Raw genomic sequence first — 25,091 nt, 5'->3', positions numbered from 1 at the left:
AGTGGGGCTCCTCAAAGGACTGTTCGCGTCGGACACGGCACCGCTGCGATCCGGGCGCGTCCAGTGGACGCGCTCCGTGGTCGGATCGTTCTCGTCTCGCGCGGGCCTTTACGGGAGGCCGCGCGGATGTTCTCCGCCGGGCACGCGCCTCCACAATACTTCGTGTCACGTTGAAAATCCCACCGAGATGATACAAATCAGGGTTATGTCAGGGAACAGTCCGTGACATGTCAGGGATGAGAAGCAGGGATCACCACATGGGCGACGGCGCCTCCGAGGGCAAACGCGAACTGGTCGAGCGACTCCAGGAACTGGAGTTGCGCCAGGTCAGGATGTTCGCGCGGAGCCGGTCTCTGCCCCTGTTGAGCACCACCCTGACGATCCAGCAGCTCAAGGTCCTGGTCGTGCTGTCCATCGACGGGGACATGCCGACCCACGAACTCGCCGAGCGGGTCGGGACCGGTGTGGCCACTCTCACCGGCATCGTGGACCGGCTGGCCGCACGCACCCTGGTGTACCGGCGCGAGGACCCCTCCGACCGGCGGGTGCGCCGCGTCGACCTGACCGACGAGGGCTACGCGCTCATCGGCGACCTGTGGGGCGTGGGCCAACAGCGCAACCGGGCCGCGCTGAGCACCCTGGACATCGACACCCTGCGCGCCCTCGCCAAGGGGCTGGAGGCCCTGTGCGACGCGCTGGAGAAGACCGCGGACACCTCGGAGTCCCCGGAGGAGCCGTGACCGGGGTCCGGGGGCCCGGCGCGGACGGCGGCGCGACCGTCGTGACACGGGCGATCGAGGAGCTCACCCGGTTGGGCGGCTTCTTCGCGCTCGTCCCCGTCGGCCCCGGGAACCCGCCCCCCGGTCTGCGCTCCTTCGCCGAGCTGTACGAACGGCCCGGCCTGTTGGGCGCCCGGATCGAGTCGGCGCGCCAACGGTACGGAGCCGTCGAACCGCGGGTGTGCGCCTCCGTCGTGCACCTGGGGTTCGCGGCCCGGCTCGTCTCGCCCTCGCTCGCGGCGGCCTGCGCCGGGGTCGTGCTGGAGCTGCCTCCGGCCTCGCTGTTCTGGCAGGACGCGCCGGACGCGTCGGTCTCCTCCCGCATCGCGGCCCCGCGCGGCGTCGAGGTGGACCCGGCCGACGCGGCCGGCGTCGCCGACCTGCTGCGCGGACCACTGGTGGAACACCACCTGCGTCCGCTCGGCGCGGCGGTGCGCTCGGGGGTCAAGGTCTCCGAGCGGCTGCTGTGGGGGAACGCCGCCTCGGCGGTCGGAGGCGCGGTGCAGATGCTCTCCCGCCTGCGCCCCGAGTGGGCCGACCGCGCCGACGCGATCGGCACCGCGCTCATCGGCCGGGGGCCGACGGCCTCGCTCGGTTCCGTGGTGCGCCCCGACACCGCCGGGCCGCACCGGTTCTTCGTCCGCCGGTCCTGCTGCCTCTACTACCGGCTGCCCGGCGGCGGCCTGTGCGGGGACTGCGCCCTGCTGGACCCCGCGACCCGGCTCGGCCAGTGGCGCGCGGCCATGGCCGAACGCCCCCTCTGACCGGCCGCGTACCGCGGTCTCCGCGCGGTCCGCCCGGGTCAGCCCGCGGCCACCGGGACCGTCTCCCCCGGCGGCACGTGCTCGGCGGCCACGCCCCAGACCACCCGGAGCAGGTCGTCCAGGGCGTGCCGCAGGGAGTCGTCCACAAGGGAGTAGTGGGCCTGCCGGCCCTGCGCGACAGCGTGCACCAGACCGCACTCGCGCAGGCAGGAGAGGTGGTTGGAGACGTTCTGGCGGGTAAGTCCCAGCTGCTCGGCCAGTTGCGCGGGGTAGGCCGGACCATCCAGTAGAGCCAGGAGCAGACGGCAGCGAGTGGGGTCCGCGAGGGCCCTGCCGAGGCGTTGGATCGCGGAGAGACGCTGCTCGGAGGTCAACATGAAAATCATTGTACATACTTTGCTTTATAAACAGTCTTGACTGTATAAACAGTGACGACTGAATAGTCGATGGAACCGGGACGGCTCCGGCCGCGATCAGGAGGATTCATGGGCACCGGACACGGCCACGGCCACGGCCACCAGACCGCCGCGGCGACGCACCGTGGACGCCTCGTCCTCGTCCTGTGCCTGACGCTCCTCGTCATGGTCGTGCAGATCGTCGGAAGCAGGCTGGCCGGCAGCCTCGCGCTGCTGGCCGACGCCGGGCACATGGCCGCCGACTCCTTCGGCATCGTCCTGGCCCTGTTCGCGGTCTGGATCGCGGGCCGCCCCTCCAACTCCAAGCGGACCTTCGGCTTCCAGCGGGCCGAGATCCTGGCCGCCGCGGCCAACGCCCTGCTGCTCTTCGTCCTCTGCGGCTACATCACGTACGAGGCGGTGCAGCGGTTCCTCGCGCCCGAACCCGTCGCCGGACCCACCATGCTGGTCGTCGCCGCGGCCGGCCTCGCAGTGAACACGGTCGGCCTCGTGGCACTGCACCGCGGACAGAGCGAGAGCCTCAACCTGCGCGGCGCCTACCTGGAGGTCCTCAGCGACACGGTGTCCTCCGTGGGCGTCATCGCGGCCGGCCTGGTCGTCTGGACCACCGGATGGGAGCGCGCCGACTCCATCGTCTCGCTGGCCATCGCCGTGTTCATCGTCCCGCGCGCCTGGAAACTGCTCGACGAGGCGCTGCACATCCTGCTGGAGGCCACCCCGCGCGGCATGGACCTCGAGGAGGTCCGCCGCCACCTGCGCGCGCAGCCCGGCGTGATCGAGGTGCACGACCTGCACGCCTGGACGATCACCTCGGGCATGCCCGTGCTGTCCGCGCACGTGGTGGTCGAGGACGCCCTCCTGGCCGAGAGCGGCCGCATCCTGGACCGGTTGCACGACTGCCTGGCGGGGCACTTCGACGTCGAGCACTCCACCCTGCAACTGGAGCCCGCCGGCCACGTCGACCACGAGGGCGCCTGCCACGACTAGGGAAGCTCCGGCGCGGGGGTTTCGTTGGTGATCGTGACGTTGGCGTTCTACGAAACGGACAAAGTGGAACGCCAACGTCACGATCACCAACGAACCCTGTGAGGCCGCGTCCCGGCGCTCGGTTCATCGATCCGCCACGAGGGAATACCTCCTCGGACCGTTCGCCGGTCGATCGTGCTCCTGGACAGCGGGTTCGGAGTTCTGGCATAGTCACCGGGGGCCCGACAGGGCCTTCGCGCACGTGACCGAACACGAGTCCGTGCCGAGGTGTGCCGGGAAGTCTGGTCGGCGGCGTATTCGGCGACTGAATTTCCGGGGGCTCCATGACCATGCAGAAGACACGCGGCGGACTCGCGGGAATCCCCGATCTGCTCCGATCCGACGCCGTCGGCGGCCTCCTCCTGATCACGGGCGCGATCGCGGCGCTGGTCTGGGCGAACTCTCCTGTCGGCCACTCCTACGAGGCCCTGCGCGCCTTCTCCTTCGGCCCCGGGTCCCTGCACCTGAACCTCTCCGTCGAGGCGTGGGTCGCCGACGGCCTGCTCGCGGTCTTCTTCTTCGTCGTCGGCAACGAGCTCAAGCAGGAGTTCGTGCACGGCGAACTGCGCAACCCGCGGCGGGCGATGCTGCCCATCGTCGCCGCGATCTGCGGCATGGCCGTTCCCGCGCTGATCTACGCGGCCGTCAACCTCTCCCGCCCCGAGACGCTGCACGGCTGGGGCATCCCCATGGCCACCGACATCGCCTTCGCCGTGGCGATCCTGGCCGTCGTCGGACGCCACCTGCCTCCGGCCCTGCGCACCTTCCTGCTGACCCTGGCGATCGTCGACGACCTCGGCGCGATCGTGGTCATCGCGGTCTTCTACACCTCCGGCCTCTCCTTCCCCGCGCTGCTCGGCGCGGCCGCGCTGCTCGCGGTGTTCGGCTACCTCCAGCGCGGCAGGGGCCTGGCCGCCAGGCTGAACGCCTCCCCGGTGCCCAACTGGTCGGTCTACCTCCCGCTGGCCTTCGCCATCTGGGCGCTCGTGCACGCCAGCGGAGTGCACGCCACCATCGCCGGGGTCGCCATGGGCCTGCTCATGCGCACCGTGCCGGTGGCGGGCGAGAGCGCGTCGCCCAGCCACCGGGTCGAGCACCTGCTCAGCCCGTGGTCGTCCGGCCTCGTACTGCCGGTGTTCGCGCTGCTGGCCGCGGGAGTGGTCTTCGAGGACGGCCTGGCGGCCGTGTTCTCCGACACCGCCGCGCTCGGCATCATCGCCGGGCTCGTCGTCGGCAAGGTGGTCGGCATCACCGGCGGGTCCTGGCTCACCACCAGGATCACCACCGCCGAACTCAGCCCCACCCTGCGCTGGATCGACATCACCGGGATGTCCATGCTGGCCGGGGTCGGGTTCACCGTCTCGCTCCTGATCACCGAGCTGTCCTTCTCCGATCCGGACGTCCTGGCGCACGCCAAGGCCGGTGTGCTGGTCGCCTCCCTCACGGCCACCCTCCTGGCCTCCGCCGTGCTCTCGGTGCGCAGCGCCCGATACCGCAGGGCGGGTGCCTCCGCCGCCGACACCGCGGACTGACCGGGGCCGTTCCCGCCCGGGGCTCGGCGCGGTGGCCGCCGGTCGACTCGACCACCGAGGCGCGCAAACGCTAACTTCGGTCTCTATGCGCGGACCGCGATCGGCGGCCGCCGGCGAGGAATGGCGAATCGACCATGTGGGAAAGACTCCTGGGCGTGCGCAGCTGGATCGCGCGCCTGTCCCGCCGGGCACCCGGCACCGCGGGGGAGGCTCTCAGGACGTCCAAGATGCTCTGGAACAAGCCCGCCCGGCTGCTCGTACTGCTGTTCGCCGCCTCGGTGACCATCGGCACCGGGCTCCTGATGCTCCCCGTCGCGCACCAGGCTCCGGACGTCACCCTCGTCGAGGCGCTGTTCACCGCGACGACCGCACTGTGCGTGGCGGGACTGAGCGTGGTCGACCTGGGCGCCCACTGGTCGGTGTTCGGAGAGGTCGTCGTACTGGCCCTGATCCAGGTCGGCGGCATCGGGATCATGACGCTGGCCTCGGTGCTGGGCATCGTGGTCATCCGCCGCTTCGGCCTGCGGATGCAGCTGACCGTGCAGAGCGAGCAGCGCACCCTCAACATCGGTGACGCCCGCGGGATCGTGCTGCGCATCCTCGCGGCGAGCCTCATCTGCGAGGCGGTGCTGACCGCGCTCCTCGTGCCCCGGATGTGGCTGGGGCACGGTATGGGGATCGGCGAGGCCCTCTACAGCGGCGTCTTCCACGCGGTCTCCGCCTTCAACAACGCCGGGCTCTCCCTCTACGGCGACAGCCTCACCCGCTTCTCCGGCGACCCGCTGATCCTGCTCCCGATCGCGCTCGCCACCATTCTCGGCGGTTTCGGGTTCCCCGTCCTGCTGGAGCTGCGCCGACACCTGAGGACCCCCCGGCGCTGGGCGCTGCACACCAAGATAACCGTCCTGACCTCGCTGCTGCTGTTCCTGGGCGGCGCCATCGCGGTGACCGCCATGGAGTGGTCCAACCCCGAGACCCTGGGACTGCTGCCCTGGCCGCAGCGGCTGCTCGACGGCGTCTTCCACGGGATCATGCCGCGCAGCGGCGGGTTCAACGTGGTGGACGTGGGCGCGATGGAGTCGCACACCCTGTTCGTCACCATCATGCTGATGTTCGTCGGAGGCGGCAGCGCGGGAACCGCCGGAGGCATCAAGACCGCCACGTTCGCGGTCATCTGCCTGGTCGTGTGGGCCGAGGTCCGGGGGCACCCGCACGTGCACGCCTTCGGCCGCAGGCTTTCCTCCGGCGCGATCCGCCAGGCGCTCAGCCTGACCTTCCTGTCGATGACGGTGGTCGTCTTCGGGACCATCTACCTGCTCATCGCAACCCCCTACTCTCTGCAGGAGGTGCTGTTCGAGGTGACGTCGGCCTCGGGCGTGGTGGGGCTGTCCACCGGCATCACCCCCAGCCTGCCCGCTCACTGCCAGGTCCTGCTGGCCGTGCTGATGTTCGCCGGACGGATCGGGCCGATCACCTTCGCGTCGGCGCTGGCCCTGCGCGAACGCACCCGGCGCTACGATCTGCCCGAGGGCCGGCCCATCATCGGCTGACACCGCCGGGGCGTGCTCTCCGGATCGCCTCGGACCCGCATCCGAGCGGAACGACCCCTGTGAATCGTCCTGCGGACCCCGTCCCCGAGGGCTCGGCCCCGGGGCTGTTCGAGAGACACGACCTAGGAGAGTGCAGTGCCCCGCAGCAAGACGAACGACAAACGGGTACTCGTCATCGGACTCGGCCGGTTCGGCGGCTCACTCGCGGAGGAGCTCGTCGCCCACGGCTGGGAGGTCCTGGGGGTGGACAGCAATCCGCGCCGGGTCCAGTCCTACGCCGACTCCCTCACCCACACCATGGTCGCGGACACCACCGACGACGAGACGCTGCGCCAGATCGGCGCGCACGAGTTCACCCGCGCGGTCGTGGCCATCGGCACCCACCTGGAGGAGAGCATCCTCACCACGTCCCTGCTGGTGGACATGGGGGTTCCGTACATCTGGGCCAAGGCGATCAGCCGCCGCCACGGCCGCATACTCCAGCAGATCGGCGCGCACCACGTGGTCCTTCCCGAGCACGACATGGGCGAGCGCGTGGCGCACCTGCTCTCCGGCCGGATGCTCGACTACGTCGAGATCGAGGAGAACTTCGCCCTCGGCAAGACCCGCGCTCCCAAGGAGATCCTCGGCCGCAAGCTCGGTGAGACCGGTGTGCGCAGCAGTCACGGCATCACCGTGGTGTCCATCAAGCGGCACGGGGAGTCGTTCACCTACGCCACAGCGGACACCGTTCCCCAGCGGGGCGACATCATCATCGTCGCGGGCAAGACCAACGACGTGGAGAAATTCGCCGAACTCAGCTGACGCCGGCCCCGTCGCGCGGGACCGGTCCGGAGGGGACCCGTTCCGTCCAGATTGACAATGGTTTTCACTCTTCGGATGATAGATCCCATGCGATCCGGGATCTCAACGAAGGCGGCCGTGGTCGGCGCGGTAGGGGCGGTACTCGCCGCCGCGACCGCGTGCTCGGGCGGTGCCGGCACCGGGGACGGCGTCCGGCTGGTCACCAGCGTCTACCCGCTGGAATGGCTCGCCACCCAGATCGGCGGCGAGGACGTCCTGGTCACCAACCTCACCGAGCCGGGCGTCGACCCGCACGACCTGGAGCTGAGCCCGCGCCAGGTCGGCTCGGTCAGCGACGCGGACGTGGTCTTCTACATCGGGGGGATGCAGCCCGCCGTGGACGACGCGGTCGGCCAGCAGGCCGCCGGCAGCGCGCTCGACGTGGCCGGACTCGTCGAACTGCGCCAGGTGCCCGACGACGCCGGAGGCGGGACCGATCCGCACATGTGGCTGGACCCCGAGCGCATGGCCACCGCCGCACAGGGCCTGGCCGACCGGCTGGCCGAGGCGGACCCGGGCAACGCCGCGGCCTACCAGGCGAACACCGAAGCGGTCGTGGCCGAACTGACCGGGATCGACGACGCCTACGCCACCGGTCTGGCCGAGTGCGGGCAGCGCGACCTCGTGGTCAGCCACGCCGCCTTCGGCTATCTGGCCGACAACTACGACCTGGAGCAGATCGGCGTCACCGGCATCGAGTCCAACAGCGAGCCCTCCCCCGCCCGGCTGGCCGAGGTGGCGCGGCTCGTCGAGGAGCGCGGGGTCGAGACGATCTTCACCGCGACGCTGGTGGACCCGGCCATCGCCGAGACCATCGCGAGCGAGGCCGGTGTCGAGACCGCGGTGCTCGACCCGCTGGAGGGCATCACCGACGCCTCGCCGGGCACCGACTACCCGTCCGTCATGCGCGCCAACCTGGACGCCCTCACCACCGCGCTGGACTGCTCCTAGGGAGTCTCCGTCGCGGGGTGGCCCCGCGGGGGAAGACCGGGCCGGCGGTGCTCCCGACTCCGGCCCGCGCGTTCGCGCCGCCGTCGCTTCGCGAACGTCACGCGGCCTTCCGAGGTCCGCTCCGGTTCCCGATGATCCGGACGGGCGCCATCGGACCGCCCGAGAACTGCGGCGACAGGGGGCGCCCTTCCGGCAGCCTGCGAGCCGGTCACCAGGGGCTCCCCCACGGCGGCCGACACCCTGCCCAGAAGCCCTGATCGCCCGCACAGCAGGAGAATTCAGCCGGATCCATGCCCGACAGGGCTCTTTTCGCGCATATCGGATCCGGCCTCCCCTCAACCCGCCTACATAGCGCCTACGCGCGAATGATTCACGGTGATTTCACATGCACATGCGCTATCCTGAGCGAAATACAGTGCGAATGCACGTGCATTTGATAGTGCAACGGCGTGCGTGCAGCACTGATCCGCACAGGGCTGACAAGGGAGCGTGTACATGGGCACGTACAACGGTATTTCCGCTGCTGAGCTTGGGGACATCGCCTGGCAGAAGAGCCGCCGCAGCAACTCGATCGGCAACTGCGTCGAAATGGCCAAGCTCTCGGACGGCTCGATCGCGATGCGCAACTCGCGCTTCCCCGAAGGCCCGGCGCTGATCTACACCCAGGGCGAGATCGACGCCCTCATCCTCGGCGCCAAGGACGGCGACTTCGACAACCTGCTGGGCTGATCGAACCGACGAGCACCGATGCCATCGGGGCCCTGGGTCGCACCGCGGCCAGGGCCCTCACTGCTTTCCCGGCCGGCTACTCCTGGTCGTCGATGATCTCGTCCAGCAGCTTCCGGGTCTGCTCCGGGCGCTCGGCGACGACCGCCAGCCACTCCAGCGCCATCGTGTACTGCTCGACCTCGGCGCGCTTCTCCTGGATCATGCCGCCGGTGAGCTGCTCGACGTAGACGACGTCGGGCAGGTCGTACTCGGGGTAGCGCAGGATCGTGAACGATCCCGTCTCCGCCGCGTACACGCCTTGGGAGAACGGGACGATCTGGAGCGTGATGTTGGATTCCTCGCTGAGCTTTTTGAGATGCTGCAATTGCGCGCGCATGATTGCAGCGTTGCCCACCGGACGACGCACAGCAGGCTCATCGATGATCACCCAGAGCTTCACGCCCGGGTTCTCCCGAATGCGGTGCTGACGGCGCATCCGGGTGGCGATCCGGTCCTTGGCGAGGACGTCCAGCCGGTTCTTGCCGCCCCGGGTGATGACCTCGCGGGCGTAGTCCTCCGTCTGCAGCAGCCCGGGAACGAACTGGGTCTCGTAGACGCGCAGCTGGGTGGCCGCCTCCTCCATCCCCACATAGGACTGGAACCAGATGGGCAGGGACTCGCCGTACTTGTGCCACCAGCCGGGCTCGTTGGCCTCTCTCGCCAGGGTGAGGAACGAGGACCGGACGGCGGGGTCGTCCACTCCGTAGAAGGTAAGCAGATCCTCGACGTCGCGGATCTTGAAGCCGACCCGGCCGAGTTCCACCCGGCTGATCTTGGACTCGGATCCGCGGATCTTGTAGGCGGCGTCCGCTCTGGAGATGTTCTTGGACTCGCGGAGTTGACGAAGCTGGTACCCGAGCAGGATGCGACGGACGGTCGGGCCGCTGCCCGGCTCCGGCTGAGCCACGCTCACCGCTGTTTCCTCCCACCCCTGTGTACCGCGCCGGCGCCGGTCCCCCTCCCCGGGTTCCGTCCGTATCGCGTCGTCTACGACACCTACACGATATCGCCGAAGGGGAGCAACGTCCGGCCATACCTCGTCCTCGGGGGCACCCTGCCGGCGGGCCGGTCCGGACCAGGCCGCCGAGCCGTCCCGAGAAGGCGGCGGAGGCTGGTCGGTGGTCAGGTGAAAAGAGCCCAGACGAATTTCCCCCCGGCGATTGTCGGCACCGCTCCCCAACTGCGACTGAAGCAGGAGACAAGATGCAGGCCACGCCCGGTTTCAGCCATGAAATCCGGATCGCGTCGAGCCGGAAGACTGTCATTACCGTCACGTACCGCGCAGATCAACTCCGCACCACGGCGCATCGCACTGAGCTGGATAACATTTTCGCATCCAGCCATGCCGTTCGCGCGGGCGCCAGCGTGTCGCAGGGCGTTGGTGACGAGTTCGGAGACCACGAGCTCCACGTCCCCCGCCATTCGGACCATTCCCCATTCGCGCAGGGTCGCCATGGTGAGGTCGCGCGCGATCTTGACCGCGCCGTAGTCGGGATCCAGGCTCCACAGGGCGCTCTCGTGGCTCACCGCCCCCGGGCAGACGTCCCAGCGCGGGACGCCGCGCTCCAGAGCAGGAAGCCACCAGGCGCGCGGCACCGCTTCGAGAATCGGCGACGCCGTCTCACGTCCCGGCGTCCCCCTAACAGACTCCTGGGCAGAATGTCCGGTCACCGCGATCCCCTTGCAGTCGTCTCGATCGCTCACAGGTCTGCCGACGCGAACGCCGGGCCAATCTTCGAGGACTATGCAAATGCAAGGCCCGAATGCACGTGCACGCGCCCCATGAACGCAATCCTAGAACATCTGGACCCTTCCATCAGTTGAAGTAGGGACAAAAAAGACGCCGATTCTGCGTCTGTCCTGTAAAGGTGGTGAACTTTTCCGCTTCGAAGGCTACGCGGCCATGGTCAGATGGCTCTGCACGCGATCGGGATAGTCGGAGATGATTCCGTCCACGCCGTCTCGGATCGCGCGGCGGATCGCGGAGTCGGTGTTGACGGTCCAGCTGAACATCGTCAGCCCGTGCTCGTGGACGTGGCGCACGTAGGGCGCGCTCACTCTGCGGTGATGCGGGTTGACCTGGCTGGCGTAGCGGGCGACCTTGCGAAGCCCCACCCTGCCGTAGGTCTTGCCCAGCACCGCGGTGCGCAGGCCCGGCAGGTGCTCGCCGAGCAGCCGCAGCGTCATCCAGTCGAAGCTCTGCACGACGAGCCGGCCCATCTCGCCGGTACCGCGCCAGTACGGGTCCGCGGCGATCCGCTCGGCGAGCCGGCGTGCCGTTCCGGGGTCGCGGCGGCGCACCTTCAACTCGACCAGGGCGCCCAGGCCGTCCTGGCGCAGGACCGCCAGTGCCTCCTGGAGGGTCGGCACCCGCTCCTCCGCGAACGCGGGGCCGAACCACGACCCGGCGTCCAGTCGGCGGATCTCATCCAGCGTGAAGTCCTCGACCCGCCAGGGGCGGCGGTGCGGGTAGACCACGGCCGCGTCGGTGGTGCGGCGCAGGCTCGGGTCGTGCATGACGACGAACTCTCCGTCGGCGGTCCGGCGCACGTCCAGTTCCGCCATGTGGGCGCCCCTCCGGGACGCCTCGCGCAGCGCGGCAAGGGTGTTCTCCGGCGCGTAGGCGGAAGCACCCCGATGCGCGACGATGATCATCGAAGCCGGTCCTCCACCCCGGCCCGGCCCCCCGGACCCCCGATCCACGCGATCCCGTCCCGCCGTTCCATCGCCCCGCCCTCCCGCAGTCGCGCCCCGTCCCGGCCTCCTGCTGCGGCGGGTCGGGGGAAACGACCTCTTGCCTTCACTTTTCCTCCACTGTCAGCGTTCCTGGACAACGTCCGGTGACGTCGGGGCGAGCGGCCGGTGCAGTAAGAGAGGACACAACGCGCCGCGGGGACCGGGAACTCGCGCGCCCGCGCGACCGATCACGTGGCGTCACCCTACCCCCGACCGGCGACGAAAGATCCACTCTTCTCCGTATTGACCGGTTGCCCCCACCCCCTGCGTGGTGGGGGTACGACTCGCTCCGGGAAGCGGCCCGGCCCTCCGCAGGGCCGCGCACCAGGACACGCCCCACTCCACCCCCACATACCACCCGGTCGGTACGAAGCAGGTAGGATCGCTCCACCTGTGCGGTGGACCACACGGTCCGCCCCGACGGCATCTTTCCCTTCTGGAGGAACCCATGTCCCAGACCCCCCGCGTCGCGATCGTCACGGGCGCGGCCCGTGGAATCGGCGCGGCCACCGCGCAACGGCTCGCCGCCGAGGGCCACGCCGTCGCGGTGCTCGACCTGAACGAGGCCGACGCCCGGGCCACGGCGGACGCGATCACCGAGGCCGGCGGCCGGGCGATCCCGGTGGGCGCCGACGTGAGCGACACCGGGCAGGTGGAGGCCGCGGTCGCGGCGACCGCCGAACGGCTGGGCCCGCCGACCATCCTGGTCAACAACGCCGGGGTGATCCGGGACAACCTGCTGTTCAAGATGACCGACCAGGACTGGGACCTGGTGATGGACGTGCACCTTCGCGGCGCGTTCCTGATGACCCGGTCGGTCCAGGCGCACATGACCGAGCAGGGCTGGGGCCGGGTGGTCAACCTCTCCAGCAGCTCCGCGCAGGGCAACCGCGGCCAGGCCAACTACTCCGCCGCGAAGGCCGGCCTTCAGGGCTTCACCAAGACCCTGGCGATCGAACTGGGCAAGTTCGGGGTCACCGCCAACGCCGTCGCCCCCGGCTTCATCGCCACCGACATGACCAGGGCGACCGCCGAGCGCGTCGGTATGGGATTCGAGGACTTCAAGGCCGCCGCGGCGGCCAACATTCCGGTGCGCCGGGTGGGCGCCCCCGCTGACATCGCCGCCACCATCGCCTTCCTCACCAGCGAAGAGGCCGGCTTCGTGTCCGGCCAGGTCATCTACGTCGCCGGTGGTCCGCTCGACTGACGCTCCACCCGGTCCGCCCGTTCCCTTCACGGAGGTTCGTCTTGACAACGGTTACCGACGGGGCCCTGGACGCCGCCGCCATGCGGCGCCGGGTCGCCGACTTCGTCGCGGCACACGACCCCGCCACCACCGAGCAGACCGAGTTCCTGACCGCCCGCTTCGACGCCGGGCTGGCCTGGGTGCACTTTCCCGAGGGGGCGGGCGGCCTGGGCGCGCCGCGTGCCCTGCAGTCCGTCGTCGACGAGGAGTTCGAGCGGTTCGGCTCCGTTCCGACCGGCCGCGAGCACCTGGTCATCGGCCTGGGCATGGCCGCGCCCACCATCCTGGCCTTCGGCACCGACGAGCAGCGGTCCCGCTTCCTCAAACCGCTCTACACCGGCGAGGAGGTCTGGTGCCAGCTGTTCAGCGAGCCCGGCGCGGGCTCGGACCTGGCCGCCCTGGGGACCAGGGCGGTCCCCGACGGCGACACGTGGGTGGTCGACGGGCAGAAGGTGTGGACGTCGATCGCGCATCAGGCGCGCTGGGCCATGCTGGTCGCCCGGACCGACCCGAACGCGCCCAAGCACCGCGGTATGACCTACTTCATCTGCGACATGACCGATCCGGGCGTGGACGTGCGGCCGCTGCGCCAGCTCACCGGGGAGGCCGAGTTCAACGAGGTCTACCTGGACGGCGTGCGCCTGCCCGACGCGCTGCGGCTGGGCGGGGTCGGCGAGGGCTGGAAGGTCGCGCGGACCACCCTGATGAACGAGCGGGTCTCCATCGGCGGCCGGGCCGAACCCCGTGAGGGCGGCCTGATCGGACTCCTCACCCGGATCTGGCGCACCAGGCCCGAGCTGCGCACACCGGGTCTGCACGAGGACCTGCTGAAGCTGTGGGTGGAGGCCGAGGCCGCCCGGTTGACCAAGGAGCGGCTGCGCCAGCAGATGGCGGCAGGCCAACCCGGCCCCGAGGGATCGGCGGCCAAGCTCTCCTTCGCCGACCTGAACCAGCGCATCTCCGGGCTGGAACTGGAGCTCCTGGGCGTCGAGGGGCTCGGCTACGACGACTGGACGTTCCGCCGCCCCGAGGGCCTGGACTTCACGGAGCGGGCGCCGGGCTTCCACTACCTGCGCACCAAGGGGAACTCGATCGAGGGCGGTACCTCGGAGATCCTGCGCAACATCATCGCCGAACGTGTCCTGGGCCTTCCGGGCGAACCCCGGGTCGACAAGGACGTCGCGTGGAAGGACCTGCCCAAATGAGCGGACACGAGCCGGACCTGCTGTACAGCGAGATCGAGCAGGAGCTGCGCGCCAGCGTGCGGGCGCTGCTCACCGACAGGTGCCCGTGGAGCGCGGTGCTGGGCCGGGTGGAGAACGACGCGGCCGAGGTCGCCGATCCGGCGTTGTGGCGCGGCCTCGCGTCGCTGGGCGTTACCGGGCTCCCCATCGCCGAGAGCAGGGGCGGAGCGGGCGCGACGCTGCGCGAGAGCGCCGTGGTCGCCGAGGAGCTGGGGCGCGCCGTGGCCCCGGTGCCGTTCCTGGGAAGCGCCGTACTGGCCACCGCCGCCCTGCTCGCGGTGGACGGGGACGGCCCGGCGGGCCCGGCCCTCGCGGCGCTGGCCGCGGGCGAGAGCACCGCCGCGCTCGTGGCGCCGCTGACCTCCTGCCCGGGTTCGGCCTTCCCCGACCTGGTGCGCGCCGAGGGCGGGGGGCTGACCGGGACCGTGCCCGGTGTCGTCGACGCGCTCAACGCCGACGTGCTGGTGGTCCCGGCCCGCGGACCGGACGGCCCCGGCCTGCACCTGGTGCCCGCGGCCGAGGCCGCGCGCACCCCCGTGGTGAGCCTGGACCTGACCCGACCACTGGCCGTGGTGGAGTTGGCGGGCGCCCCGGCGACCCTGCTGGCCTCGGGCGGGCGGGCGGCGGAGGCGTTCGAGTCCGCGCTGGTCGCGGGGGCCGCGCTGCTGTCCGCCGAACAGCTCGGGCTGGCCGAGTGGGCGCTGGACACCACGGTCGCCTACCTCAAGGAACGCACCCAGTTCGGCCGTCCGCTGGGTTCCTTCCAGGCGCTCAAGCACCGGCTCGCCGACCTGTGGGTGTCGGTCTCCCAGGCCCGGGCCGTGGTGCGCAGCGCGGTGAGCGCGGTGGCGGCCGGCAGCCCGGACGCCCCGCTGTCCGCGGCCCTGGCCCAGGCGTTCGTGTCGGGGGTGGCGGTCAGGGCGGCCGAGGAGGCCGTCCAGTTGCACGGCGGCATCGGCTTCACCTGGGAGCACCCCGCCCACCTGTACCTGAAGCGGGCCAAGAGCGCCTCCATCGCCCTGGGCACCGCGGATCGCCACCGCGCCAGGATCGCCGCGCTGGCGGACCTGCCGCCGGCCTCCTGACGGACGCGGGGCAGGCGGCGGTCAGGGCCTGCCGTCCACCGCCCCCGAACGGGGCGGCACGTCCTCGGAGTGGTCGCCGCCCAGCGCGGCGGCCACCTCCGTGACGACGTGCTCGACGCACTCGATCCCCGCCTGGTAGTCGCGGTGCTGGTCGGACAGCACCGCGATCAGGTACTCGTGGCCCGCTCCGGTGACGTGCCCGGCGCTGGTGATCACCCACCGGTTCCCGTCGCTCTCCCGGGGCACCCAGCCGTTCTTCAGCTCCACCGTGTCCCCCTCCTCCGCCGCGGCCGACACCCCCCACGCCTGCTCGGGTGCGACCGACCCCAGCAGGCCGCGCGCGTACCGGCGGCTCCGTTCGGACAGCGGCCCCTCGTCGGTGAAGACCGCCCGCAGCAGCCGGATCTGGTCGGCCGTGGTGGTCCTGGTGGCGCCCCACACCCCGCTGGCGGGCTCCGTGGCGCGCAGGCCGAGCCGCTCGTTGCCCTCGGCGAAGCCCGCGTCGAAGCCGATCCGCGAGTACAGCACGTCGGCGGCGTCGTTGTCGCTGTACCGGATCATCCGGGAGGCCAGTTCGCGCTCCGACTCCGACAGCTCGCGTCCCTCGTCGTCGGCTCGGAGCAGCAGGAGCACGAGGATGTCGAGTTTGGCCAGGCTCGCGGTGACGTAGGTCTCCTCGGGTCCGTAGGAGTAGTCGGCCCCGGTCGCCAGGTCGTGCAGCGAGATCGACAGGCGGCCGCCCCTGCCGTCCAGGTAGTCGCCCAGCGCGCCGGTGAGGCGCTCGGACTCGGCGGGCGTCAGGGGCGGGGGGCGTGAGGCGTCGGGGAGGCCGGGGGCCGACGGCTGGGGAGGCCCGGCCCACTCGGGCGCGGCGCGCGCCCGGGCGCCGGGCGGGTCGGGGGGCAGGGCCACCGCCGGTACCGCCGGGAGCAGGAAGAGCAGCGCGAGTACGAGCGCCCCGCGCAGGGACGAGGGCGGGAACGGTCTGCCGGATCTCACCGAACGCTGTCGCATACCAGTGGCCTTCGCGGGCAGGGGCCTGGGGGATCTCCGGCCGTCCGGAGAAGATCCGAACCGCCGGGGGTCCGGAGGCTGGCAGGTGACCCGGAGCGACGCCCCGGTTCCGTCGGTTGGAGTCGACGCGGTCGGGCGCCCGCGGCCCCGCCGAGTCCGCGCCCTCGCCTCCGTCCTGTTCCCGCGGCCGCCTCCGTCTACCCCTGTTTCTCGGTCAATTGCCCCCGAAACCCCGGCGCTCGGACCTCTGCTCCGATCGCGGCCTTTCCGGGGCCCGCCGCCTCCGGGCCCCCGAAGGGCCGAGCGCCAGCGCGCCGCACACGAGAACACCTCGACGAGCCGGCCGGCGGACTCCCGACGCCGAACCACCCCGCGCCGGAGGCTCCCTATCCCCCCTACGCGCCCGAACTGAACCCGGTCGAGGCGGTGTGGGCCCACCTGAAACGGTCCCTGGCCAACTTCACCAAACGCACCATCGACCAACTCGCCGACCTGACGAGAACCCGACTCGCCCACATCCAACGCCACCCCGACCTCATCACCGGATTCCTCGCCAAAACCCCCCTCAACCCCACACCACCCCTATAACCCCCACCCCGGAAACTCTCTAGAGAGTTTCCGGGGTGGGGGTGTTTCGGCGTGCCGGTGCTTCGGGGGGTCTTTCGGCCTCCTGTCACGCGGAGCACGGGGTTACAGCAGGCAGCGACGGCGGGTGAGGGCCGGGGCCGGGGCCGCGCCCACGACGTCCGTTTCGCGTGGTTTCCGTTGGTGATCTTGCTGTTTCCCCCCGCGAACCTTGATCTCGGGGGGAAACAGCAAGATCACCGGACATTCGAGGGCCGGTTCCGCCCCCACCCGGAATGGTCTTGGGCTTTCTGCCCTTCCCGGCCCCGAAGCGGGCAGAAAGCCCAAGACCGTCAACGGAACCCTCACGCAACGGACATCGTGGGCGCGGCCCCGGCCCTCACCCGCCGTCGCTGCCTGCTGTAACCCCGTGCTCCGCGTGACAGGAGGCCGAAAGACCCACCCGAAGCACCGGTGCCCGAATTCATCCCCGCGCCGGAGCTTCCCTAGTCCATGCCGCGGGCGCTCATCGCCTCGCCGAGGGCCTCCGCGGAGCGGAGCAGGTTCACGATGACGGGCACGACCATCCGGTGCGCGCCCCCGCTCAGCCCCCGGGCCAGGTAGGCCTCGCGCGACGCCGTCCAGGCCCCCGCGACCATCGGGACGCAGCGGATGGTCAGCGCCAGTACCAGCGCCACCCGGTCGGGGCGCACCCCCGCGAACCGCAACGGGCGGGCCAGCCGCTCGAACAGGTCCAGCATCTCGGTGACCGGGGTCGTCCGGGTCACCAGCCCCGCCAGCAGCACGGCGGCGGCGAGCTGGGAGCACACCCGGACCGCCGTCTCCCAGCCGGTGAAGAGGCAGTGGAAGGCCGCGATCAGCACCAGGAAGAGCAGCACCGGGCGGAACGCGCGCCACAGGTGGCCCCCCAGTCCGAAGACCGCGTACAGAGACGGAGCGGCGACGGCGGCGGACAGCGACACCCACGGATCCCGCAGGACCAGCAGCACGGTGACCACGACCAGCAGGACGAGCAGCTTCGTCCCCGCCGTCATCCGGTACAGCGCGGACGTGCCCGGGACGTACAGCCCCACCATGCTCACGGGCGCCGCTCCATCAGAGCGGTGTAGTGCTCGACCGCGGCCCCGGGCTCCCCGTCGAAGACGACGGCGCCCTCGTCCATGACGAGGACCCGGTCGAACCCCGCGAGCGTGTCCAGGTGGTGGGTGAGCAGGATGACCTGCTGCTCCAGACCGCGCAGGGCCTCGGTGACGACCCGCACGTTGCGCAGGTCCAGCAGGGTGGTGGGCTCGTCACAGACCAGCACCCGCGGCTCGGTGACCATGACCGAGGCCAGCGCCAGCATCTGCTTCTGCCCGCCCGACAGCAGGTGGGCGGGGTGGTCGCGGTGCCCGGCCAGGCCGTGCCGGGCCAGGACCTCGTCCACGCGCCCGGCGATCTCCGCCCGGCCGATCCCGCTGCCGCGCAGCCCGATCTGCACGTCCTCGGCGACCGTGGGCATGATGATCTGGGTGTCGGCGTCGGAGAACACGAACCCGACCCGGCGGCGGACCTCCCTGCCGTGCTTGCGGGTGTCCAGGCCGTCCACGAGCACCCGGCCCGAGTCGGGGACGACCAGCCCGTTCAGCGTCCGGGCCAGCGTGGACTTGCCCGAGCCGTTGGCGCCGATCAGCCCGATCCTGTGCTCGCCCAGTTCCAGGGAGATCCCGTCCAGGACCACACGTCCGTTGTAGGCGTGCGTCACGTGCTCCAGCTGAATCATTCGGTAGTGGCCCCGATCAGTCGACCCGGTCGCCCGCGGGCGGGACGGGGTGGGCGCGGTGCACGGCGGCGGCGATCAGGGTGGCCAGGACCACCTTGACGAGGTCCCCGGGGACGAAGACGAGCATGATCTTGAGGGCCCCGAGCGTCCCCGTCCCGGCGACCACCCCCATCCAGGGCACACCGACCAGGTAGCACAGCACCAGCGCGCCGGTGATGTTGATCGCCAGTCCCGGCCAGAAGCGGTACCCGGGCAGCATGCGCTCGGTGAGCAGCCCGATGAGCAGCGCGACGGGAACCCAGCTGACCAGGAAGCCGCCGGTGGCGCCGGCGAAGGCGGCCAGACCCCCGTTGCCGCCCGACAGGATCGGCAGGCCCGCCGCGGCCAGGGCCAGGAAGGCCAGGATCGCCAGGACCCCCCGCTTCCAGCCGAGGACGGCGGGCGCCAGGACGACGCCGAGTGTCTGCAGAGTGATCGGCACGGGCCCCACGGGGATCCCCGGAACGATGCTCAACGCCGCGAGAAGCGCGGCGAACAGGGCGATGAGCGCGAGGTCGCGCGTGTTCAGCCCCCGGTACCGGGGCGTGGTCGTGCCGGAAGCGCTCATGAGTCCAGTCCTTGCGTGTGCGTCCGCTGCCGAATGGGGTGTCCGCGTCAATTGTGGTCGACGCGCAGCGGACGGCAGGGGTGCGGGGAGGCACAGCTTTCCTCCGCGGGACCTTGTGGGAACCGGCCAAATCCCCTCTGAAACCGCTCCCGGCCTGTGGTGAACGCCATGACACGGCCAGGCCCGCGACAGCCTACCCGGCGAACGCGGGCCGGACGCACACCGGGTCGGGCACGTCCAGGCTGTGCCGCGCCTCCCCCGGGATCCCGTCAACGGGATCCACCGGGAGCGAGGTCAGCGTCGAGGAGTTCTGGTTGGCCACCACAATGTACCCGCTGACCTGGGCGAAGTGCCGGGGCCAGGCGCCGCCGGTCGGTGTGTCCGCCAGGTGCCGCAGCCGCGCGCCGTCGGCCGAGACCTCGAAGGTGGCGATCGTGTCGGCGCCCCGGTTAGCGACGTACAGACGGCTCCCGTCGGGCGACAACGCGATCTCCGCGGGGTAGTTGCCCTCGTTCCCCGAGAGGGTCGCCGGAAGCGATCCGACGGTCTCGGCCCGGGCGGTGTCGGCGTCCCAGCGCAGGATGTGCACCCGGGAGTCCAGCTCGCCCGCCACGTAGAGGTGGCCCGAGGAGTGCGCGGCCAGGTGCCGGGGGCCCGTTCCCGGATCGAACCGGGCCGCGATGTGCCCCGGCCCGACGGGTTCGGGGGAGGCCGGGTCGAAGGGGTGGCAGCGCAGCTCGTCGGTGCCCAGGTCCACGACCAGGAGGTGCCCGCCGCCCGGCGCGAGGTACACGCTGTGCGCGTGCGGCCCCTCCTGGCGCTCGGTGTCGGGCCCCGAGCCGGTGTGCGTGAACCGCTGGACCGGTTCTCCCGGGGCGCCGTCCGCCGCGAGGGCGTGCACGCTGACGCTGCCGTCGCCGTAGTTGGCGGTGACCAGGTGCCGCCCGCCCGGGTGGACCAGGAGGTGGCAGGGGGAGGAGCCGCCCGTCGGGACGGACCCCTGCTCCTTCAGGCCCTGCCCGCCGATCACCGCGAAACCGCTGACCCGCCCCGCCTCGAGTTCGTTGACGGCGTAGACCGCGCCCCCGTCCGCGGACAGGGCCACGAAGGAGGGGTTGCCGCTCTCGGCGGCCACCCCCGCGTCCTCCAGGGCGCCGCTCCCCGTGTCCAGCCGGACCCGTTGCACCCCCGCGGCGCTCTCCCCGGGACCGGAGCCGAACGTGTAGGAGCCGATCCACAGAATCCGACGCCGCGTCATCACTGCCCTTCCGGTTGCGGGCCCGCCCGGAACACCCGGGAGGCCAGAGGACACCTTATGCCCGGCCGTCCCTTTTCCGGGATACCCGTACCCGTCGACGGGCCGCCGTCCCGGATGCCCGGCTCAGCCCATGAGCGCCAGCAGGGCGGGGCGTTCGTCGTCGGTGAAGAAGTGGCTGCCGGGAAGGCGTTCGAGCCGGAAGGCGCCCGTCGTGTGCTCCGCCCAGGCGCGCAACCCCGCCTCGGACACGACCGGGTCGGTGGTCCCGCCCGCCACGGTGAGCGGGATGTCCAAGGGGGCTCCCGGGGTCCAGGTGTACGCGGCGAGCGCGTCGAAGTCCGCGCGCAGCTCCTCGCCGAACACCTGCGCCAGTTCCGGTTCCGCCAGGATCATCTCGGGGATCCCGCCGTAGAGGCCGGCCACGGTACGGACGAGTTCGACCGGGTCCCGGGGCAGGTCCGCGTTCACCCGCAGGTGCGGGGCATCGCAGCCGCTGACGACCAGGCGTACCAGGTCGCGCCCCCTCCGACGCAGCTCACGCGCGGTCTCGTAGGCCGAGACCGCGCCCATACTGTGCCCGTAGAGCGTGAGCGGCCCGGTGACCGCCTCCAACGCGTCGGCCTGCCGTTCGGCGTAGCCCTTCCACATGGGTCCGGCTCCTCCGGCGGCGTCGTGGTGCCGGACCGTGCCGACCCACACCCCGAACCGCCCCGCCAACTCGGCCGACCAGGGCTGGTACACGGTGGGCAGGGCTCCGGCGTGCACGAAGCAGACGAGGTTCGCCCCGGTTTCGGGGCCGGGGAAGCGGTGCGCGCCGGGTCGCGTCGTTGTGGTGGTCCGTGCCTGGCTCATGGGTCGGTCTCACTTCCGGCCGGGGGAACGTAACGCCCGAACCATACCCAGACAGCCCTTAACGGACACCGAGACGGGTCCGTGAACCCGTCTCGATGTCCGTCCGCCTATTCGTTTGTCGGGGGAGCCCCGTTCTCGGCCCGTTCTCAGCCGACGAGTTCGGGCTGCTCCGGACGCGACAGCGTGTACTTCAGGAGCTGCTTGAGCACACTGCCGCTGGAGAGCCGGTCGCGCGCGTCGAACTCGATGATCGGCACGTCGGGGCCGACTTCGACGGCCTCGCGGATCTGCTCGACCGTGTACTCCCGCTCCCCGTCGAACCGGTTCAGAGCGATGATGTACGGGATGTTCTGGTTCTTCTCGAAATAGTCGATCGCGTCGAAGCAATCGGCCAGTCGACGGGCGTCCACGACCACGACGGCGCCGACCGCGCCGCGCACCAGGTCGTCCCACATGAACCAGAACCGCGCCTGCCCCGGAGTGCCGAACATGTACATGATCAGCTCTTCGTCCAGGGTGAGGCGGCCGAAGTCCATCGCCACGGTGGTGGTCACCTTGTCCGGCGTGGAGGACACGTCATCGTGCGCGATGCTCGCCTCCGTCATCACCGCCTCGGTGGTGACCGGTGGGATCTCGGAGACCGAGCCGACCAGGGTGGTCTTGCCCGCGCCGAAGCCTCCCGCGATGACGATCTTCGTCGACATCACGGACGGACGGCTATTGGAAGAGACGTTCGAGGCCACGGAGCGCCCTTTCCAGCACTTGGTTCTCGGATGGGCTGTGCCCGGTGATGGTGGGGTGGATGTAGACGAGGCCCTGATCGGCCAGGTCACTGAGGAGCACCTGGGTCACGCCCAGCGGGATCTTCAGTTCGGCCGAGATCTCCGCGACCGAGCGCACCTGGGCGCACAGCTCGTAGATCTGCTGCGACTCCGGCATCAGGTTGCGCGGGAGTTCAGCTCGCGGGTCCGCGATCGAGACCAGCGTCTGCACCATCAGCGGATGGCGCGACCGGGTTCGGCCGCCCGTGAAGGTGTACGGGCGGATCCGTGCTCCCCGCCTTCTGCGATGGCTCCTCATAGGGATGACATCCTCTTCAAGATTCGCTCCAGGGTCCTGCGCCGGTGTGGCGGATCAGCGGACGACGACCTCGCGCAACTGGGAACGCAGTTGCGGGGTGAGCACGTGGCCGGCGTTCTCCACGAGCAGGGTCATCTGGTAGGCCACGATCTTCATGTCGGCGTCCTTGGAGGCCAGGACCGCCAGGGAGGACCCGTCGCTGATGGACATGACGAACAGGTAACCGCGCCTCATGCGCAGGATCAACTGCTCGGAGTCGCCCTTGGCGAACATCCGGGCGGTACCGTCCGCCAGGCTCTGCAGGCCGCTGGCGATGGCCGCGAGCTGCTCGGCGTGCTCGTCGGGGAAGTCCTGGGACGAGGTGAGCAGCAGACCATCGGAGGAGACGACGACTGCGTGCTCGACACCTGGCACCTCGGTGACGAAGTTGGAGATGAGCCAGGCGAAATTCTCAGCGCTCTCACTCAAGCGGTTGTCCATATCCGTCCTGCTTCTGTCGTGGCTTGTGGGGGGAATGCTGCGGATCCGCTACTCGTCCTGGGTGGCGGCACGTTCGCCCTCGAGGAATCCCTCGAGGTCGGCGCGGATGCGCTCGGCCCTGCTCTCCGGGTCCTCCGACTGTGCGGGTTCCTCGGGTTCGGCGGTCGGCAGGACGGGCATCGGGTCGGTCGAGCGGTTGGCGCCGCGTCGAGGCAGACCCGCGGAGGTGAGGGCGGGGCCGCTCCCGTCCCCGCTGGACACGCGCGGGGTCGGAGGGGTCAGGGGCCGTGCGCTCACCGGCGTGGGGGCGGGCTTCACTGGTTCGGTCACAGGCTTAGGTCCGGTGGTGCTGATCAGGTCGGAGGGCACGACGACGTGTGCGCTGATCCCGCGGAACGCCCGCGCCTGCAGCTGCACCTGGAGTCCGTGTCGGTGCGCGATCCGGCTGACCACATAGAGACCCATGTGCCGGATGGCGCCCTCTTCCAGGACCGGCGGGCCCTCGAGGCGCTTGTTGATCGTGTCGAGCTGGGCTTCGGGGATGCCGATCCCCTCGTCCTCGACGGTCAGCAGCAGGCGGTCCCCGGTCATGGGCTGCGCGCTGATGACCACCTGGGCGTGGTCGGGGGACTTGGCGGTCGCGTTGTCGAGCAGTTCGGCCAGCAGGTGGCTGACGTCGTCGGACACGCGGCCCGCGACGAACAGCTCGGGCAGCCTGCCCAGCCGGACGCGCTCGTAGTCGCCGATCTCGGAGATCGCCGCACGGGAGACGTCCAACAGCGAGATCGCCTCCAGATGCTGGTCACCGGTGTCCTGTCCGGCCAGGACCAGCAGGTTCTCACCGTTGCGGCGCATCCGGGTGGCGAGGTTGTCGATCTTGAACAGCTTGTCGAGGAGGTCGGGGTCCTCCGTGGTGTCTTCGAGGTCCTCGACGATGTCCAGCAGCGACTCGACCAGGGTGAGGTCGCGCATCGCCAGGCTGGCCAGAGCCTCGGTGATCGGCTCCTCCCGGACCTCGGGGGCGGAGGGGGGAACGACCGGTTCGGGTTCCGGGGCCTCGGGCACGGCCTGCTCGATCGGAGCGGGGACGACCGGGTCCGGAACGGGAGGGGCCTGCTCGAACGGGGTCGGGGCGAGCGGGGCCACGGTACCGGGGGGGAGCGCCGTCTGGTCGGGGGCGTGGTGCTCCCCGGGGACGGGCATCTGGTGGGGCACCTGGACCGGAGGGTACGGCGCTCCGTAACCAGGGGGCGGGCCCTGCGGCGGGGCCTGCGGGTAGCCGTACTGGGCCGCGCCCTCCGGGACCACGCCATGGGGCGGGACCGGAGGGTAGCCGTACGGGGGCATCCCGTCGGGTGCGAATCCCTGCGGAGGCGCCGGGGCGTAACCGTAGGGGGCGACCACTGCGGGCGGGGTCTCCTTGGGGCCTCTGCCGAACCGGGCCCGGATCCGGGCGAACATCCGTCGGGTTCCGGCTCTTACGCCGCGGGAGGAGTCCGCCTCCGCCTGCATCATGTGCGACAGGGGGTGCCCCGTGCGCTGACCTGGTGATGGCACCTGTGCCACGGCACATCTCCTCGTTGTTGCGGGGGGCTTGTCAACGACGGCGGATCAGCGGCGCAGTGTCGATGCGAGCGACCGCACACCTCGCGAACCGTGATGCTACCGACCGACTGCGAGGAAGGAACACTGAACGGGAATATGGTGGCCTCGATCACACGGGACACGGGCCGTTTTCCCTGGCGAAACGCTGACTCAAACCGCCGATATATAAACGAATCGGCGGCCACACTAGCACAGAAACCCTTACCGGGCTGGCAAAGCATCTGTTTCCGGACCAGTGCCGGAGCAGCGGAGGATTACCCCTCCGACGACCATTCCGCCCTGTCCGCCCAGCCGTCTCGCACACTCCCGAATCCGGATGAATTCCCAGTTCACCGCCCCTTATCGAATCGGGGACCGAGCCGGGTCGACCCGTTCCCGCGCCCTCCCCGGCCCCGTCCGCGGGCCGGGTGTCCCCCGCCGTCCCGCGAGGGCTCCCCGGCCCCCGCGGGGCCGGCGTCCCGCCCCGCCGCGGATACGGACACCGGTCGTTCGTCCATTTCCCGGGAAAGCTACTTCCTGCTTTTGGCCAATTCTTCGGCTGCCGGGTGTCGGAAGCGTTTCCGGCTCCCTAGCCTGTCTGCAAGGTCCCCCTCCACCGCCCCTTCCGCCCCGGAGCCCCTCCTCGATGAACCGCTCTCCCCTACGCCGTCCCGGATGGCGCGACCCCGTCCTGTGGGGTTCCCTCTGGCTGGGCGTCTCCCTGCTCGCCATCCTGCTCCTGGCCGTCGGCTGCCTGGCCTCGATCGGCGCCCCCGGCGGCCAGCCCTCCCCGCCCGACGTGTCCGGGGTCGGCAACCCCCCGGTCTCGCGCCGCTAGATCGTTGATGGGAAATCCCTGAAACGCCTGCGCCCATGGCGAAGGGCGTCGAGGATCGGTGTGTGAAAACTGACCTTGACGCCCTTCTGAC

At 70.7% G+C, this 25,091-nt stretch carries 26 protein-coding genes and 1 pseudogene; 13 read left to right on the top strand and 14 right to left on the bottom strand.

The genetic code is table 11. From position 1 onward, the window contains the following. Nucleotides 1-236 precede the first annotated feature (236 nt). Both EV190_RS24345 and EV190_RS16660 read left to right on the top strand, forming a co-directional pair. Complete coding sequence (locus EV190_RS24345) at nt 237-740, top strand: MarR family winged helix-turn-helix transcriptional regulator (protein WP_279536624.1); 504 nt, start codon at nt 237-239, stop codon at nt 738-740. Further along, nucleotides 737-1,543 (top strand): (2Fe-2S)-binding protein, encoded by an 807-nt coding sequence (locus tag EV190_RS16660; protein ID WP_243742617.1) that lies wholly within the window; start codon nt 737-739, stop codon nt 1,541-1,543. The genes EV190_RS24345 and EV190_RS16660 overlap by 4 nt, the downstream gene beginning before the upstream one ends. A gap of 38 nt (nt 1,544-1,581) precedes the next feature. On the opposite strand, the gene cmtR is transcribed toward EV190_RS16660, so the two are convergent. Continuing rightward, on the bottom strand, nt 1,582-1,920 hold the full coding sequence (gene cmtR, locus EV190_RS16655; RefSeq protein WP_208113213.1) for a Cd(II)/Pb(II)-sensing metalloregulatory transcriptional regulator CmtR: 339 nt from the start codon (nt 1,918-1,920) through the stop codon (nt 1,582-1,584). A 108-nt stretch (nt 1,921-2,028) separates the two neighbouring features. Here cmtR and EV190_RS16650 point away from each other — a divergent pair, with 108 nt between their 5' ends. The 6 genes from EV190_RS16650 to EV190_RS16625 all read left to right on the top strand — a co-directional run bounded on the left by EV190_RS16650 (nt 2,029) and on the right by EV190_RS16625 (nt 8,590). Further along, nucleotides 2,029-2,946, top strand: a complete 918-nt coding sequence (locus EV190_RS16650) for a cation diffusion facilitator family transporter (protein ID WP_133742503.1) — start codon at nt 2,029-2,031, stop codon at nt 2,944-2,946. A 329-nt stretch (nt 2,947-3,275) separates the two neighbouring features. Then, nucleotides 3,276-4,517: a Na+/H+ antiporter NhaA gene (gene nhaA, locus EV190_RS16645; protein ID WP_243742629.1), complete on the top strand. Its 1,242-nt coding sequence runs from the start codon at nt 3,276-3,278 to the stop codon at nt 4,515-4,517. Nucleotides 4,518-4,651: 134 nt separating this feature from the next. Then, nucleotides 4,652-6,067: a TrkH family potassium uptake protein gene (locus tag EV190_RS16640; protein ID WP_133742501.1), complete on the top strand. Its 1,416-nt coding sequence runs from the start codon at nt 4,652-4,654 to the stop codon at nt 6,065-6,067. 135 nt (nt 6,068-6,202) lie between these two features. Continuing rightward, nucleotides 6,203-6,871, top strand: coding sequence for a potassium channel family protein (locus tag EV190_RS16635; RefSeq protein WP_133742500.1), 669 nt, complete (start codon nt 6,203-6,205; stop codon nt 6,869-6,871). Nucleotides 6,872-6,958: 87 nt separating this feature from the next. Beyond that, the gene (locus tag EV190_RS16630) at nt 6,959-7,861 is read left to right on the top strand and encodes a metal ABC transporter substrate-binding protein (protein ID WP_133742499.1); all 903 of its coding nucleotides are present in this window, start codon (nt 6,959-6,961) and stop codon (nt 7,859-7,861) included. 495 nt (nt 7,862-8,356) lie between these two features. Further along, the gene (locus EV190_RS16625; protein WP_133742498.1) at nt 8,357-8,590 is read left to right on the top strand and encodes a DUF397 domain-containing protein; all 234 of its coding nucleotides are present in this window, start codon (nt 8,357-8,359) and stop codon (nt 8,588-8,590) included. A 76-nt stretch (nt 8,591-8,666) separates the two neighbouring features. On the opposite strand, the gene EV190_RS16620 is transcribed toward EV190_RS16625, so the two are convergent. The 3 genes from EV190_RS16620 to EV190_RS16610 form a co-directional block, all read right to left on the bottom strand. Beyond that, nucleotides 8,667-9,542 carry a helix-turn-helix domain-containing protein gene (locus EV190_RS16620; RefSeq protein ID WP_133742497.1) on the bottom strand — a complete coding sequence of 292 codons (876 nt, stop codon included), beginning with the start codon at nt 9,540-9,542 and terminating at the stop codon, nt 8,667-8,669. 209 nt (nt 9,543-9,751) lie between these two features. Continuing rightward, a complete protein-coding gene (locus EV190_RS16615) occupies nt 9,752-10,333 on the bottom strand; it encodes an ATP-binding protein (protein ID WP_243742616.1) in 582 nt (193 codons plus the stop codon). A gap of 189 nt (nt 10,334-10,522) precedes the next feature. After that, on the bottom strand, nt 10,523-11,284 hold the full coding sequence (locus tag EV190_RS16610; RefSeq protein ID WP_133742496.1) for a glycerophosphodiester phosphodiesterase: 762 nt from the start codon (nt 11,282-11,284) through the stop codon (nt 10,523-10,525). A 529-nt stretch (nt 11,285-11,813) separates the two neighbouring features. On the opposite strand from EV190_RS16610, the gene fabG reads away from it, so the two are divergent. The 3 genes from fabG to EV190_RS16595 are packed head-to-tail and all read left to right on the top strand — an operon-like array spanning nt 11,814 to nt 14,940. Further along, nucleotides 11,814-12,572, top strand: coding sequence for a 3-oxoacyl-ACP reductase FabG (gene fabG / locus EV190_RS16605; protein ID WP_133742495.1), 759 nt, complete (start codon nt 11,814-11,816; stop codon nt 12,570-12,572). A 41-nt stretch (nt 12,573-12,613) separates the two neighbouring features. Next, the gene (locus tag EV190_RS16600) at nt 12,614-13,816 is read left to right on the top strand and encodes an acyl-CoA dehydrogenase family protein (RefSeq protein ID WP_133742494.1); all 1,203 of its coding nucleotides are present in this window, start codon (nt 12,614-12,616) and stop codon (nt 13,814-13,816) included. After that, on the top strand, nt 13,813-14,940 hold the full coding sequence (locus EV190_RS16595; RefSeq protein WP_133742493.1) for an acyl-CoA dehydrogenase family protein: 1,128 nt from the start codon (nt 13,813-13,815) through the stop codon (nt 14,938-14,940). The genes EV190_RS16600 and EV190_RS16595 overlap by 4 nt, the downstream gene beginning before the upstream one ends. A 21-nt stretch (nt 14,941-14,961) precedes the next feature. Here the strand turns inward: EV190_RS16595 and EV190_RS16590 are convergent, their stop codons facing one another. Next, nucleotides 14,962-15,939, bottom strand: a complete 978-nt coding sequence (locus tag EV190_RS16590; RefSeq protein WP_243742615.1) for a serine hydrolase — start codon at nt 15,937-15,939, stop codon at nt 14,962-14,964. 405 nt (nt 15,940-16,344) lie between these two features. Here EV190_RS16590 and EV190_RS24575 point away from each other — a divergent pair. After that, nucleotides 16,345-16,542: pseudogene (locus EV190_RS24575) on the top strand (transposase); the annotation flags it as partial. A 482-nt stretch (nt 16,543-17,024) separates the two neighbouring features. Here the strand turns inward: EV190_RS24575 and EV190_RS16585 are convergent. From EV190_RS16585 to EV190_RS16545, 9 genes are all read right to left on the bottom strand, one after another. Continuing rightward, nucleotides 17,025-17,621, bottom strand: coding sequence for an energy-coupling factor transporter transmembrane component T family protein (locus EV190_RS16585; protein ID WP_133742491.1), 597 nt, complete (start codon nt 17,619-17,621; stop codon nt 17,025-17,027). After that, entirely contained in the window at nt 17,618-18,301 is a 684-nt protein-coding gene (locus tag EV190_RS16580; protein ID WP_133742490.1) for an energy-coupling factor ABC transporter ATP-binding protein, read from the bottom strand. The genes EV190_RS16585 and EV190_RS16580 overlap by 4 nt, the downstream gene beginning before the upstream one ends. Before the next feature lie 16 nt (nt 18,302-18,317). Beyond that, on the bottom strand, nt 18,318-18,908 hold the full coding sequence (locus EV190_RS16575) for a biotin transporter BioY (RefSeq protein WP_133742489.1): 591 nt from the start codon (nt 18,906-18,908) through the stop codon (nt 18,318-18,320). A gap of 193 nt (nt 18,909-19,101) precedes the next feature. Continuing rightward, nucleotides 19,102-20,166 (bottom strand): lactonase family protein, encoded by a 1,065-nt coding sequence (locus EV190_RS16570; RefSeq protein ID WP_133742488.1) that lies wholly within the window; start codon nt 20,164-20,166, stop codon nt 19,102-19,104. 123 nt (nt 20,167-20,289) lie between these two features. Then, on the bottom strand, nt 20,290-21,018 hold the full coding sequence (locus EV190_RS16565) for a thioesterase II family protein (protein ID WP_133742487.1): 729 nt from the start codon (nt 21,016-21,018) through the stop codon (nt 20,290-20,292). Between the two features lie 146 nt (nt 21,019-21,164). Further along, the gene (locus EV190_RS16560; protein WP_133742486.1) at nt 21,165-21,722 is read right to left on the bottom strand and encodes a GTP-binding protein; all 558 of its coding nucleotides are present in this window, start codon (nt 21,720-21,722) and stop codon (nt 21,165-21,167) included. 13 nt (nt 21,723-21,735) lie between these two features. Continuing rightward, a complete protein-coding gene (locus tag EV190_RS16555) occupies nt 21,736-22,098 on the bottom strand; it encodes a DUF742 domain-containing protein (protein WP_133742485.1) in 363 nt (120 codons plus the stop codon). Between the two features lie 54 nt (nt 22,099-22,152). Continuing rightward, nucleotides 22,153-22,578, bottom strand: a complete 426-nt coding sequence (locus tag EV190_RS16550) for a roadblock/LC7 domain-containing protein (RefSeq protein ID WP_133742484.1) — start codon at nt 22,576-22,578, stop codon at nt 22,153-22,155. Nucleotides 22,579-22,626: 48 nt separating this feature from the next. Next, nucleotides 22,627-24,039, bottom strand: a complete 1,413-nt coding sequence (locus EV190_RS16545) for a sensor histidine kinase (protein ID WP_133742483.1) — start codon at nt 24,037-24,039, stop codon at nt 22,627-22,629. 769 nt (nt 24,040-24,808) lie between these two features. Here EV190_RS16545 and EV190_RS16540 point away from each other — a divergent pair. Beyond that, entirely contained in the window at nt 24,809-25,000 is a 192-nt protein-coding gene (locus EV190_RS16540) for a hypothetical protein (protein ID WP_133742482.1), read from the top strand. The last annotated feature ends 91 nt before the right edge of the window (nt 25,001-25,091 follow it).

The organism is Actinorugispora endophytica (assembly GCF_004363075.1).
Classification (GTDB): Bacteria; Actinomycetota; Actinomycetes; order Streptosporangiales; family Streptosporangiaceae; genus Actinorugispora; species Actinorugispora endophytica.
The sequence above is the reverse complement of the archived record's forward strand: the minus strand, read 5'-3'. Positions and strand labels throughout refer to the sequence as shown.